12 protein-coding genes are annotated in these 13,657 nt (G+C 68.8%); 4 read left to right on the top strand and 8 right to left on the bottom strand.

Annotated features, from left to right (window positions below):
* Window positions 1-68: 68 nt before the first annotated feature.
* From RMO95_RS10515 to RMO95_RS10505, 3 genes are all read left to right on the top strand, one after another.
* Window positions 69-737, top strand: a complete 669-nt coding sequence (locus RMO95_RS10515) for a lactate utilization protein (RefSeq protein ID WP_310450573.1) — start codon at window positions 69-71, stop codon at window positions 735-737.
* On the top strand, window positions 734-2,167 hold the full coding sequence (locus RMO95_RS10510) for a LutB/LldF family L-lactate oxidation iron-sulfur protein (RefSeq protein WP_310450572.1): 1,434 nt from the start codon (window positions 734-736) through the stop codon (window positions 2,165-2,167). Before RMO95_RS10515 ends, RMO95_RS10510 begins: the two co-directional genes overlap by 4 nt.
* A gap of 88 nt (window positions 2,168-2,255) precedes the next feature.
* The gene (locus tag RMO95_RS10505; RefSeq protein WP_310450571.1) at window positions 2,256-2,672 is read left to right on the top strand and encodes an FKBP-type peptidyl-prolyl cis-trans isomerase; all 417 of its coding nucleotides are present in this window, start codon (window positions 2,256-2,258) and stop codon (window positions 2,670-2,672) included.
* Between the two features lie 78 nt (window positions 2,673-2,750).
* Here the strand turns inward: RMO95_RS10505 and RMO95_RS10500 are convergent, their stop codons facing one another.
* From RMO95_RS10500 to RMO95_RS10465, 8 genes are all read right to left on the bottom strand, one after another.
* A complete protein-coding gene (locus RMO95_RS10500) occupies window positions 2,751-3,608 on the bottom strand; it encodes a Rossmann-like domain-containing protein (protein ID WP_310450570.1) in 858 nt (285 codons plus the stop codon).
* Window positions 3,609-3,789: 181 nt separating this feature from the next.
* Window positions 3,790-5,409, bottom strand: a complete 1,620-nt coding sequence (locus tag RMO95_RS10495) for a VWA domain-containing protein (protein WP_310450569.1) — start codon at window positions 5,407-5,409, stop codon at window positions 3,790-3,792.
* Between the two features lie 222 nt (window positions 5,410-5,631).
* On the bottom strand, window positions 5,632-7,032 hold the full coding sequence (locus RMO95_RS10490) for an AAA family ATPase (protein ID WP_310450568.1): 1,401 nt from the start codon (window positions 7,030-7,032) through the stop codon (window positions 5,632-5,634).
* A 67-nt stretch (window positions 7,033-7,099) separates the two neighbouring features.
* On the bottom strand, window positions 7,100-8,179 hold the full coding sequence (locus tag RMO95_RS10485; RefSeq protein ID WP_310450567.1) for an AI-2E family transporter: 1,080 nt from the start codon (window positions 8,177-8,179) through the stop codon (window positions 7,100-7,102).
* A 31-nt stretch (window positions 8,180-8,210) separates the two neighbouring features.
* Window positions 8,211-10,907: an ATP-binding protein gene (locus tag RMO95_RS10480; protein ID WP_310450566.1), complete on the bottom strand. Its 2,697-nt coding sequence runs from the start codon at window positions 10,905-10,907 to the stop codon at window positions 8,211-8,213.
* 50 nt (window positions 10,908-10,957) lie between these two features.
* Entirely contained in the window at window positions 10,958-11,668 is a 711-nt protein-coding gene (gene dnaQ / locus RMO95_RS10475; RefSeq protein ID WP_310450565.1) for a DNA polymerase III subunit epsilon, read from the bottom strand.
* Window positions 11,669-11,671: 3 nt separating this feature from the next.
* Window positions 11,672-12,109, bottom strand: coding sequence for a ribonuclease HI (gene rnhA / locus RMO95_RS10470; protein WP_310450564.1), 438 nt, complete (start codon window positions 12,107-12,109; stop codon window positions 11,672-11,674).
* Complete coding sequence (locus tag RMO95_RS10465; protein WP_310450563.1) at window positions 12,106-12,828, bottom strand: class I SAM-dependent methyltransferase; 723 nt, start codon at window positions 12,826-12,828, stop codon at window positions 12,106-12,108. The genes rnhA and RMO95_RS10465 overlap by 4 nt, the downstream gene beginning before the upstream one ends.
* A gap of 27 nt (window positions 12,829-12,855) precedes the next feature.
* Between RMO95_RS10465 and gloB the strand changes: the two genes are divergently transcribed.
* Entirely contained in the window at window positions 12,856-13,635 is a 780-nt protein-coding gene (gene gloB / locus RMO95_RS10460) for a hydroxyacylglutathione hydrolase (RefSeq protein ID WP_310450562.1), read from the top strand.
* Window positions 13,636-13,657: the final 22 nt, after the last annotated feature.

Raw genomic sequence — 13,657 nt, 5'->3', positions numbered from 1 at the left:
CGGAGGCCGCATCAGCGGCCGAACCAAAGTCACCCCCGCCCTTGGGGCGGGGGCTGGGGGGTGGGCCTATGAGCGCCCGCGACAACATCCTGGCGCGGCTGCGCCGAAGCCCGGCAGGCGCGCCGGCGCCGCTGCCCGATGTCGGCGCCTGGTTCGCCGCGCGCCGCAGCGACGACCGCGAGGCGCTGATCGAGCGCTTCAAGACCCACATCCGGGCCGCGCGCGCCGAAGTGCATGACACCGACGCGGCAACATGGCCCGAGCTGCTGCTGAACCTCGCCGCCGCCAAAGGCCTGCGCACGCTGCTGGTCGGCAAGGGCACGCGCCACGGCGCAGCGCTCGCCGACCGGGCGCAGGACGCGGTGCACATCCGCAGCTACCAGCAGCCTGCCGCCAATTGGTGCGACGAATTGTTCGACGACATCGACGCCGCGCTGACCACCGCCAGAAGCGCCATCGCCGACACCGGCAGCCTGATCCTCTGGCCCAACGCGCAGGAACCGCGCCTGATGTCGCTGGTGCCGCCGGTGCATTTCGTGCTGCTAGCCGCGCGGGCGATCCATGCCGACCTGCACGCCGCGATGACGGACGAGAACTGGGCCGCCGGCATGCCGACCAACGCGCTGGTGATCTCCGGCCCGTCGAAGACCGCCGACATCCAGCAGACCCTGGCCTACGGCGCCCACGGTCCGCGCGAAGTGATCGTGCTGCTGTGCCGCGAGGGAGAAGCATCGTGAGTGAGACCATCCACTTCCGGCCGACCACCGGCTTCGCCGAACGCGCTCGCGCCGCGGCCGGCGACCCCGCGCTGCGCAGCGGTTTCCGCGGCGCCATGGATTTCCTGCAGGCCAAGCGCCTGGCCCAGTTTCCCGATGCCGGCGATCTGGCGACCCTGCGCGACCTCGGCGCGGCGATCCGCCGCCACGCGCTGGAGAACCTGCCGCAACTGCTGGAACAACTCGAAGCCAAACTGGTCGCCAACGGCGTCCAGGTGCATTGGGCCGAAACGCCGACCCAGGCCAATGCCATCGTGCTCGACATTGCGCACCGCATCGATGCAAAACGCATGGTCAAGGGCAAGTCCATGGTCAGCGAGGAAGTCGGCCTCAACCACGCCATGGAAGCCGCCGGCATCGAGGCGATGGAGACCGACATGGGCGAATACATCGTCCAGCTCGCCGGCGAGGGACCATCGCACATCATCATGCCGGCGATCCACAAGACCAAACAGCAGATCGCCGAACTGTTCGCCGCCCGGCTGCCCGGCGTCGAATACACCGAGAACGTCGATGAGCTGATCCGCATCGGCCGCGAGGTGCTGCGGCGCAAGTTTGCCGCGGCCGACATCGGGCTCTCGGGCGTGAACTTCGCCGCCGCCGACACCGGTACGCTATGCCTGGTCGAGAACGAAGGCAACGGCCGCATGTGCACCACCGTGCCGCGCGTGCACATCGCCATCACCGGCATCGAGAAGGTCATCGCCCGGCTCGACCACGTGCCGCTACTGAACACCCTGCTGCCGCGCTCGGCCACCGGCCAGGCGGTGGAGACCTACCAGAACTTCATCAGCGGTCCGCGCAAGGCGGACGAACTCGACGGGCCGGACGAGGTGCACCTGATCCTGCTCGACAACGGTCGCAGCCAGGCCCATGCCGACCTGCAGTTGCGCGCCACGCTGCAATGCATACGCTGCGGCGCCTGCATGAACCACTGCCCCGTGTATGCGCGCATCGGCGGCCACGCCTACGGCACCACCTATCCGGGCCCGATCGGCGCCATCATCTCGCCGCACCTGCTCGGCATCGGCGCCACCGCCGCGCTGGCCACGGCCTCGACGCTGTGCGGCGCCTGCAACGAAGTCTGCCCGGTGCGCATCCCCATCACCGAGATCCTGATCCGCCTGCGCAACGAAGCCCAGGCCCGGCCCGCCGCTGTCGGCTCGCTGCGCGGCGCCGGCGAGGCGCGCAGCGCCCTGGTCAGCGCGATCTTCCGCGCCTGGGCCGCGGTCTACAGCCACCCCGCGCTCTATCGCCTGGTCACCTGGGCCATGAGCCGCGGCCGCGGCCTGACGCCCAGGACGCAAGGCGCCTGGACCGGCATCCGCACGCCGCTGATCCCGGCGCGAAAGCGCCTGCGCGACCTGCTGGCGGAACGCCGGCGCCAATAGCCGAGCTGCGGCGGGCTTGCCCGGCGCGCGACTTCCCTGTAGCTTTCCGCGCTCGACAAACAGTTGCGCGCAAGCGCCGGAGCAAACAATGAAACCGTGGAAGAAAATCGTCCTGAGCGGGCTGGCGGGACTGGCAGGATTGGCCGCCGCAAGCGTGCAAGCCGGGATGCCGGAAAAGACCCCGTCCGGGCTGATCTACGAATCCCTCAAGGACGGCAGCGGCGCCAAGCCGACGCCGACCGACAGCGTGCAGGTGCACTATCGCGGCACCCTGGTCAATGGCACCGAGTTCGACAGCTCCTACAAGCGCGGCCAGCCCGCGACCTTCCCGCTCAATCGCGTGATTCCCTGCTGGACCGAAGGCGTCTCCAAAATGAAGGAAGGCGGCAAAGCCAAACTGACCTGTCCGCCCGGCATCGCCTACGGCTCACGCGGCGCCGGTTCCGCGGTGCCGCCGGACGCAACGCTGAACTTCGAGGTGGAATTGCTCAAGGTCATGCGCTGATCCATTTGGCCCATCCCGCAGCATGCGGATAGGACCGGCCTCGGTGACGTTCAATCCTTTGCAGCTCGCAGCGCGGCTTCAGTTGCCGACGCCGCAGGCGCGCGCCAGTAGGGCAGTGAAGCCGGGATAGCTGTCGGCGGTGAGGGCGAACTTGCCGGCGAATTCGCTGCGCGTTTCGCCGCGCAGCAGCGCATCGACAAAGCCCTGACCGTCCTTGATCCAACTGCCGCCGAGCAAGGTCACACCGCGCGCGAAGAGGGCGTCGGGCAGGCAGCCGGCGCTGGGGCCGACCATGGCGAACCAGCGCGCATTGCGGCAATGGTCGAGCATGCGATCGAGGGTGTCGTTGAGCAGCAGCGTGCTGGTCGACACCACCTTGCTGCAGGCGGCGAGTTCGCCCGCGTCGAGCGTGACGCGGTAGCCCTCGTCCTCGCCCGCCAGTTCGGCCCTCAGTTCGACCACGGTGAGCCGCGCACCGCTGGCGAGTATGCGGCCCAGCAGCGGCCGGAACAGGCCGATCATGCCGATCTGCTCGCCGGCCTGCGGGTTCATCTGGCCGATCGAATCCCGGCTGTCGTCGGGACGGAAGCCCGCACGGTCGAACAGGCAGCGGGTCAGCGCGTTGGCCGCGGCGAAGCCCAGAGTCCGGGCGCAAGAGTTGGCGCTGGCGTAACGGCGCGCCAGGGCCAGCGCATCGGCGCCGGCCAGATCCGCACCCTCCCCGCCGTCGCGCAGGCGCGCCAGCGTGTCGTCGAGCAGGACGTAGGACAGGCCCAGCGATCCGTCATCGAGTTCCAGCGCGCAGAATTCGCCGCGATTGTCGCCGTCGCAACCATTTACCCTCGGCGGCGGCAGGTGCAGGGCGCGCACGCGCGGCAGCGGGCCATGCGCGGCGAAGGTTTCGAGCTGCGCCAGATAGTCGGCGGCGAAGCTCATGGGACAGCACTCCCCCCGCCCCCCTCGCCAGGCGAGGGGGTGACTGCGGTGCGCCGCTGCGCGGCTTCGTGTGATGACTGGCGTTCCACGGCCGGCTTTGCACAGCCGGCCGGCTCCGGCGGCGCGAAGCAGTGCTTCGCGAAACCCCGCCTTCGCCCCTTCGGGCGGCCGTGCGGGGCGCTCACGGGTTCTTGCTCCCGTCTGGTTCGTCGCCGTTCCTGCGCTGCGCGCCCGGATCGGCCCGACGCTCGCCATCGAGCAGCGCCGCCGAGGCCGCGGCGCCGGAGACGGTCGCCTGCTGGTTGGCCGCGTTGCGCAAGGCGCCGGGAAAATACAATGCGGTGAGCCGGTGGGTATGGATCGGCGAATCGACGTTGGCACCGCCATAGCGGCGCCAGTCGCGCACGGGATAGATGCTGTCGGCCACTTCGAGCAGGCCGACGGTTTCGCGGTCGGCGATCAGCACGCCCTGCACGCGCAGGCCCAGCTCGCGCTTGACGGCCGCCAGGCGTGCGGCGATTTGCGGCGTGGCGCCGAATTCGCCGTCGCTGGCGATCAGCAGGTCGGCCAGTTGCCAGCGCTCCTGCTCCAGCTTGGCGATGACTTTTTCCAGCGGGCCGCAGATGTCGGTGCCGCCGCGAAACGCCTGGCCGAGAAACTGCGTCACCCGCTCGATGCCATCGGCATCGACGGCGAGTTCCATCTCGACCAGCTCCTCGGGACCGCCGAAGGCGAACACATGGCAGGGCCGCCGCTGGGCATGGGCCGCGCGCATGGCTTCGAGCACGACGGCCTTGGCCACGGCTTCGGCGCCGCCCTGCATCGAACCCGAGGTGTCGACGCAGACCAGGATCGGCCCCAATTCGAGGCGCTTGCCGGGCTGCAGGCCGGGGCGCGGTTCGACCACCGGCGCCTCATGCAGCCGGATCTCGGTCAGGCGGTCGTCGTCCTCGTAGCTCAGCAGCGTGCGCTCGGCACGCCGCGCGTGCCACACCAGGCGCAGGCGCGGATGGCCGAGCAGCATGGCCTCGGCCGGCAGCATGCGCGCGATGCGGTCGGAGCGGTGGATGCCGCGCGTCTCGCCGGGCATGTCGGGGACGCGCACGGTGCGCGCCTCGGCGCGCTGGGCGGTGGCCGGCTGCATGATCTCGACGACGGCCTGGCTGGCTGCGGCGCCCTCCTCGGAGGGGCGCGAGCGGCCCAGCGCGCGGATGATTTTCACCAGTTCCGGCAGGCCTTCCAGCAAGCGGCGGATGCGCAGCACCTCTTGCCAGCCGGAGGACTGCAGCAGGCCGCGCATGCGGTCCCAGCGCTGGTGCTCGCAGTCGTCCGGCACCATGCCGAAGACCTCGACCAGTTCGTCGATCTGGCCGCAATGCTGCCGCCAGTCGGCGGCAAAGGCCTCGATCGCCATGCGCAGCGCGGCTTCTTCGGCGGCGCCGCGATCGACATAATCGACGATGAAATCGAGATGGAACAGGATGCTCAGCAGCACCGTGTCGGTCAGTTCCTGCTGCCCGCTGCAATAGCGCTGCAGGCCCAGACCGGCCAGGGCCTCGGCCAGCGCCTGCGCGACCGGCGGCGGCGGCCAGGGCCAGTCTTCTGCCGACGGCGCGGCGCCGGCCAGCAGCTCGCGGCGCAAGGTCGCCAACGCGGCCAGGCGCGGCTCCAGGCTGCCCTGCGAATTGGTCAGCCCGCCCAGCCAGAGCGCGCGCACCAGGCCATCCAGCGCCGCCAGGCGGCCCTCCCCGGCGGCGAACAGCATGGGCGCCGGCAAGGCAGCGAACGCAGCCGCGCTCACGGGACGACCCTCCCCCCAGCCCCCTCCCCAGGAGAGGGGGTGACCATGGTTCGCCGCGGCGCGGCTCCGTGTAATGACTGGCGCACCTTCGGGCGGCCGTGCGGCGCGCTCACGGGACGACCCTCCCCCCAGCCCCCTCGCCAAGCGAGGGAGTGACAACGGTTCGCCGCGGCGCGGCTCCGTGTAATGACTGGCGCCCCTTCGGGCGGCCGTGCGGGGCGCTCATGGCGCGTCGAGGACTTCGTGCGCCACCGGTTCCGGCACGGCGCCGTTGTCCTGCGGCAGGCGCGGCAGGTCGAGGAAGCCGCTGCGCGCCGCAGCGGCACGCGCCGCGAGTTCGTCGATCGCGGCGGCCGTGGCCGCCAGGTTCATCGCGGCGCGCGCCGTGAGCTTCCGATCGAGCCAGAGACTGCGCGCGGCGTAGTCGGCGAGCTGCGCGCGCTGCGCGGCAATCTCCGCGGCATAGCCGCCGATGCGTTCGAGCAGGGCATCGACCTGGCGCACGCGGGCGCCGATGTGCGACTCGCCGTAGCGGCGGCGCCGGCTGTAGCTCATACGCGGCGCGGCGGCGCCGCCCTTGGCGTCGCCGACTTGGTCGGCCAGTTCGGTGGCGCTGAATTTGAGGCGCCCGGTCTCGTCGTAGTCGAGATCATTCGCCTTGAGTTCCACGTCGAGCTGACCCTCGAAGGCCTCGACCACGCGCGTCAGGCGTTGCGGCGAAAACGCCTCGCGCACTCCGAGCCGGGCCGCCAGCCAGTCGGCCACGGCGGCCTGGCGCGGCGCATCGGGCGCGGTCAGCCAGGGCAGCAGCAGCAGGTCCCACAGCGCCACGGCCGGGCGGTCCTCGCTCGCCGCGGCCACGCGCAACAGCCAGACGATCTTGACCCAGCGCCGGTCCGAGACGTAAATCTGCTGCCCGGCGAAACGCTCGCGCAGTTCGGCCAGCACGGCGACGAATGCGTCGGAGATGGCGACACCGGCGGCGTCCGCCGCCAGCCGGGCAAGATCCTCGCGGGCCAGAGCCAGCTCGCGCGGCGGCGCCGTCCAGCTCTTGCCGCGCCCGGCTTCCAACAGCGCGGCGAAGCCGTCGGCGCTGACCGCGGCCACCGGCAGGCGCACCAGGAAGCGGTCGAAGAAGGCCTCGGCGATCTCGTCTTCCGGCACGTCGTTGGTGGCGCCGACGGCGCTGATCAGCGGGCAGCGCTGGCGGCCGGCGCCGTTGTCGAATTCGCGTTCGTTGAGCAGGGTCAGCAGGGCATTCAGGATCGCGCTGTTGGCCTTGAACACCTCGTCGATGAAGGCGATCGAGGCGTCGGGCAGGAAGCCGGCGGTGTGCCGCTCGTAGCGGTCCTCCTCCAGCGCCTTGATCGAGAGCGGGCCGAACAGCTCCTCGGGCACCGAGAAGCGCGTCAGCAGGCGCTCGAAATAGCCGGCATCGCGAAATGCCGTGTGCAGGCGGCGCGCCAACTCGCTCTTGGCGGTCCCGGGCGGGCCGATGAACAGGGTGTGCTCGCCGGCCAGCGCGGCAAGCAGGCAGAGCCGTACGCTCTGGCAGCGCTCGATCATGCCGGATTCCAGCGTGTCGATGATGGCTCCGAGGCGGACTTGGCGATCGGGCTGCATCAGGATGCTCGCATGCAAGAAATTCGGCGTCCGCCCGCGCAGGACGCAAGACCTGGCTGCCGGCGCTTCACGTCGCGGCCTCCTTTTCCGCGGCCAGCGCCGGCGGCACCAGTTCGGCGGAGGTCCATTCCATGACAAGGCGGTAGCCGACGGCGAGCAGGGTCGGCCCGAGGAAGGCGCCGATGACGCCGAAGGCCACCACGCCGCCCAGCACACCGAGGAACACGATGGCAAACGGCAGGCTGGCGCCGCGGCTGATGATCAGCGGCTTGATCAGGTTATCGACCATGCTGACGACAAAGAAACCCCAGGCCGCGACGAATGCCGCCCAGCCCGGCTGGCCCTGCTGGAACAGCCAGACCGCGGCGCCGCCCCAGACCAGCGGCGGCCCCACCGGCACCACCGACAGGAAGAAGGTCGCCACGCCCAGCAGCACGGCACCCGGCACGCCGGCGACGGCGAAGCCGACGGTGGCCAGCACCCCCTGCGCCAGTGCGGTGCCGAGGATGCCGTAGATCACCCCGCTCACCGTGCCGCGCGCAATACCCATGAAATGGGACGCACGCTCTCCCGTGAGGCGCTTCAGGGCGACGATCAGGCGCCGCGCGAGGGCCTCGCCATGTACAAAGAAGAAGAAGGCCAGGAAGATCGAAATGGCGATATCGAGCACACCCCGCCCGACCACCCGCCCGGCCAACAGGGCCACCTCCTGGGCCGGCTTGGCCAGCTTTTCCAGTTCCTCGATCAGGCGCTGCCCGTTGTGGGCAAACCTTTGCCAGTAGTCGTGCATCGACTGCCCCACCAGCGGCAGATCCGCCAGCCATCCCGGCGCGTCGGGCAGGCCGTCCTTGAACAGCGCAGAGGCGGCGCGACCGAGTTCGGCGACGTTGTCCGCCAGGGCCAGGGCGACTGCCGCCAGGGGCCCGAGCAGCACCAGGGTCACCAGCAGCGTCATCAGCAGGGCGGCAAGGATGCGCCGCCCACCCGCCAAGCGGTCCAGCCAGAGGAAGCCGGGCCAACTGGTCGAGACCAGGATGGCGGCCCAGACCAGGGCGGTGAGAAAGGGCCACAGCACCAGAATGCAACCGACCCCGAGCAGCGCGAGGGCGAGGAAAACCAGCACACGATCGGAAGCGGGAGTTTGCATGGGCACCACAGGGCAGGCAGGAAAGCGGCAATTATGGCCCAAGCGGGCCGGCGCGCCGGCCCGGATCGGCGGCGGCCGTGTCCTGCAGCCAGCGCAGCACGCTTGCATAGAACACTTCCGGCTTCAGTGGCTTGCCGACGTGGTCGTCCATGCCGGCCTTGAGACAGCGCTGGCGATCCTCGTCGCTGGCGTCGGCGGACATGGCGAGGATCGGAATCGCCGCAAGTCCCGACAACAGCCGGATCGCGCGAGTGGCTTCGAGTCCGTCCATGACCGGCAACTGCATGTCCATCAGGATCAGCGCGTAATCGGCCTGGCTCGCCAGTTCGACCGCCGCCGCCCCGTTGCCGGCGACGTCCGCCGCCAGGCCTGCGTCTTCCAGCAGGAAGACCGCGACTTCGCGGCTCACCAGGTCGTCATCGACCACCAGGACGCGCGTGCCGGCAAAGCCCTGGGCCAACATTTCCCGCGCCGGCAGATCCTCCGCGACCGTGCCGGCCTCGTCGACGCCACGCCGCAGCCGCGCAGTCGCCCAGAAGCGGCTGCCGACGCCTTCCTCGCTGGCCACGCCCGCGTCGCCGCCCATCAGTCGGGCAATCCGCTTCGAAATGGCCAGGCCGAGCCCGGTGCCGCCGTACTTGCGGGTGGAGGAATCATCGACCTGGCTGAAGGCGCTGAACAGCCGCTCCTGCTGCGCGGCACTCAGGCCTATGCCCTGGTCGCTGACCTCGATCCGCAGCAGGACACTGAGGCTGTCCTGCTCGACGGCGTCGGCGCGCACCCGAATCTCGCCGTGGTCGGAGAACTTGAGCGCATTGCCGACATAATTGAGCAGCACCTGGCGCAGACGCAAGGCATCGCCACGCAGCATCGCGGGCAGCGCGGGGTCGATCTCCCTGGCGAGCCGCAGTCCCTTTGCCTGCGCCGCCGCCTCCAGCATGCGCAGCACCTCGTCGATCACGTCCGGCAGGGAAAAGTTTCTTTCCGCCAGCGTCATGTGGTCGGCTTCGATCCTGGAAATGTCGAGCACGTCGTCGATCACGGCGAGCAGGTGCTGCGCCGCCGCCATGCTCTTGCCGAGCTGGTCGATCTGCCGCGAATCTGTCGCCCGGCGCAGGGCCAGGCCGGTCATGCCCATGATCGCGTTCATCGGCGTGTACAGTTCATGGCTCATGTTGGTCAGGAACACGCTCTTGGCACGGTTGGCGGCTTCGGCGGCATCCCTGGCCTGCGCCAGTTCGGCGGTGCGCGAGAACACCAGTTGCTCGAGGTGGTGCCGATGCTGGTCGAGTTCGGCCTGGGCCAGTTTGCGTGCCGTGATGTCGCTGATGAATCCGTGCCAGAGCACCGAACCGTCGGCTTCGCGCTGCGGAATGGCGTTGCCCAGCAACCACAGCGGCGCCTCGGCGGCGAAGCTGAGCCGGTACTCGTTGTGCCACGGCGTCAGCTTCGCCGCCGACTCGTCGAGCGAGGCCAGGTGCTGCGCCAGGTCGTCCGGATGCACCGCGGCGAACAGCGGCGATGCGTCGTCGCGCACGTCTTCAGGGCCGATGCGGTAGATCTCGCGCAGCGCGTCGCTGGCGTAAGGAACGCAGGAACGGCCGTCGGGACGCCGGCGCAATTCGTACACGACTCCCGGCACCCGGCTGGCGATGCGCTGCAGGCGGTGCAGGGCATCTTCCTGCGCCGCCGCCACCGCCGCTATGTTCACCATCCTCTCGCGATGCCAGAGCCGCTCCTTCTCGGCGCCCTGTTCCTGGGCCAGGGCCTGGGCGTCGATGTTGCCTTGACCGCGGCGCACGATGAACAACAGCGCCAGGAACAGCATGGCGAGCACGCCGCCGACGATGCCGAGCAATTCGATGGAACTTTCCGCAACCTTATCCGCGTTGCGCTTCGCGCTCTGCTCGATCTTTTCCTGGTTGGCCGCCACGATGCCGGCGATCTGCGCCGAGCTGGCATTCACCTGGCGCAGGAAGGGAGTGACATCGGCATAAACTTCGAACACGCCGACCACCTCTTTGCTGCCGGGACGGCGCACCGGGCTGTAGCTCGACAGCAGATCCCGGTTCTCGACCAGGCCCTCGAAGGCGCTGAACTGGTCGCGATGCGTGAGTTCGCTGGCCGTCTTTCCCGCCGCGGCGTTACGCCAGCCGGCGTTGTCGGCCTTGTCTTCCCCGATCTGGGCATGTTCCGAGGAATAGATCGTCAGCCCGCGCATGTCGTAGACCTTGATCTTGAACACGCTGCTGTCCTGCATGGCGGCGACGGTGCGCCGGTCGAGCGCGGCGAAGCCGGGCAGCGCCCGGATCCTGCCGCCCAGTTCGGCTGCGCAGTCCCGCCGCGCGGCAGCCCGGCAGTCTCCGGCCCGCAGCGTCTGCACGCGCGTCGCAAACGGGGCAAAGTCGGAGTCCCAGAGCATGTTGGCAAACAGCTTGGTCAGATTGACGTTGGCCTCCTGCTGCGTCGCCACCAGGCTGCCCCTGGCAGTCTGCTCGGTCTTGCCGGACAGATCCGACTGAACTTCGCGCAAGAACGCCGACTGGCTGCGCTGGACGTCGGCAAAGAAGGCAACTTCCCGCGCCTGGAGGAAGGAAAGAATGGCGCCGATGACGAGGAAGGAGCTCAGGCCGGCTATCGTGAAATAGCGCAGCAGGCGGAAGCGGAACGCCGTCCTGCGCTGCGGGGCGGCGGCTTCTTCTTTCTGCGAGGCGGGGGCGGAGTTCATCGTTCAGGACTCAGGCAGGTCACTTGGGTCGCTCACTCCGCCGCAGCGGCTCAACCCGGCGGCGTCACCTCAAGATCGCGCCAGAGGCAGCGCCCCTTGCTCTCCTTGGCGATCTCGGCCAGCACGCGCTCATGCTCGGCCAACTCATCCGCGCTGGCGCGCAGCACCACCAGCGGCGGGCGCTGGCGCGTGCCGCCGGCCGTGTAGTCGATGACCGGGCTGTCGAACTCGATCTCCAGCGAGTTCTGGCCGCGCGTCATGCCCAGATAAACCTCGGCCAGCAGTTCGGCATCGAGCAGCGCGCCGTGCAACTGGCGGCCGGAATTGTCCACACCGAACTCGGAGCACAGCGCGTTGAGGTTGTTCTTCTTGCCCGGCCGCATTTCACGCGCCATGCGCAGCGTGTCGATCACCTCGTGGCAGAGTTGCTCGATGCCATCCAGCTTGAGCAGTCCGAGCTCGTTGTTGAGAAAGCCGACGTCGAAGGCCGCGTTGTGTATCACCAGGTCGGCGCCGCGAATGAACTCCATGAAGTCGGCGGCGATCTCGGCGAACTTCGGCTTGTCGCCCAGAAACTCGTTGGTCAGGCCGTGGATCGCGATCGCGCCCGGATCGATTTCGCGTTCGGGATTGAGGTAGGCGTGGAAGCGCTGGCCGGTGAGCTGGCGGCCGCGCAGCTCGACGCAGCCGATTTCGATGACACGGTCGCCGGTGCGGAAATCCAGCCCGGTGGTTTCGGTGTCGAGTATGACCTTGCGCATTGGTCAGCCTCCGTTGCGGGCGAGATCCACGCCGCGCCGCGCCAGCACGTCGGCGCGTTCGTTCTCGACGTGGCCGGCATGGCCCTTGACCCAGATCCATTCGATCTTGTGCTGTGCCGCGAGGCGGTCGAGTTCGCGCCACAGGTCCTCGTTCTTCACCGGCTGCTTGCCGGCAGTTTTCCAGCCGCGCCGTTTCCAGCCGTGGATCCATTCGCTGATGCCCTTCTGCACATACTGCGAATCGGTATGCACGCGCGCCTGCACCGGCCCCTTGAGGGCGCGCAGGGCCTCGATGACGGCCATCATTTCCATACGGTTGTTGGTGGTCAGCAGTTCGCCGCCGAACAGTTCCTTTTCCGTGTCGCCCTTGCGCAATATGGCGCCCCAGCCACCGGGGCCCGGATTGCCGCTGCAGGCGCCGTCGGTAAATATTTCTATCATTGATCCACTCTTTGCGTAACGGTTACGAGGGCCTTGGCGCGCGCCTTGCGGTCGCTCCAGGTCGGGGTGATCAGGCGCATGCCATGCTGGCGCTTGATCGCCTGGACGATATACACGGCGCCGGCAATCGGCCACCAGCGATCGCCGGCCACATCCATGAACTGAAAGCGGCGCAGCCATTTTTCCTGGGTCACGGCCGGCGCATAACAGCCGAAGGCGCCGGCCTGCATCTCGAAGCCGAGCAGCGAGAACCAGTCCTTCAGGCGCGGCACGCTCAGATACGCCCCGCGCCAGGGCGGCATGGCCTGGCGCCGCGACAACCTGCGCTTGGCGCCCCACAGGCTGAAGGGATTGAAACCGGTGACGATCACATGGCCTTCCGGCACCAGCACGCGCTCCACTTCGCGCAGCACCTGATGCGGGTTGGCGTCGAACTCCAGGGTATGCGGCATCACCACCAGATCGATGCTGTTCGCCGCAAAGGGAAGATAATGCAGGTCGGAGCGCACTTCCGAGGCGCCGTCGTAACGCCCGTCGTCGCAACGAAAGCGCAGCGGCATGCGATTGGCGCGCAGGAACGGATGGCTGGGCAGGGACAGCTGCACGGCGTTGAAGCCGAAGATGTCCGCCACCAGCAGGTCGTGCTTCTGTTGTTCCCAGTCGAGCACATACCGGCCGGCCGGGGTGTTCAACCAGTCCTCGAAACCCTGAATTGACATTGCGCCCCGTTGGGAGAAAATTGATTCATGATTGAAATACTCGCCCTGCACGCTTTCGACGACAACTACATCTGGCTGCTGCGCGCCGGCGGCCATGTCGCGGTGGTCGACCCGGGCGACGCAGCACCGGTGCTGCGCCATCTCGAAGCCAGCGGCGACCGCCTCTGTGCGATTCTCGCCACCCACCACCACGGCGACCACGTCGGCGGCCTGGCGGAACTTGTCACCCGCTTTCCCGTTCCCGTCTTCGGCCCGCTGCTGGAGGACATCCCCGGCGTGACGCGGGCGCTGGCCGGCGGCGAACGCATCGAACTGCCGCAGATCGGTACCGAATTCGAGATCATCGACGTACCCGGACATACCCGCGGCCACATCGCCTATTATGGCCCAACTCTTGGCGATGACGGCGCGCTGTTCTGCGGCGATACGCTGTTCGGCGCGGGCTGCGGACGCCTGTTCGAAGGCACGCCGGCGCAGATGCAGGAATCGCTCGCCAAACTCGCCGCCTTGCCAGCGCCAACTCTCGTGTACTGCGCCCACGAATACACCCAAAGCAACCTGCGTTTCGCCGTCGCCGTCGAACCCGACAGCATCGTCGTGCAGCGACGCAGCGAGGACGTCGCGGCGGAGCGCGCGGCAGGCCGCGCGACGATCCCGACGTGCATCCGCACCGAGCTTGATACCAATCCCTTCCTGCGCTGGGATGCACCGGCCGTGCGCGCCGCCGCCGCCAGCCGCCTCGGCCACATGCCGGCCGACGCGGTGGAGACTTTCGCCGCCATCCGCGAGTGGAAGAACCGCTTCTGACGCCGCCGCGACCCGAATCCAC

This window comes from Sulfuritalea sp., from assembly GCF_031426875.1.
Taxonomy (GTDB): domain Bacteria; phylum Pseudomonadota; class Gammaproteobacteria; order Burkholderiales; family Rhodocyclaceae; genus Sulfuritalea.
This window is presented reverse-complemented; position numbering and strand designations above follow the sequence as displayed.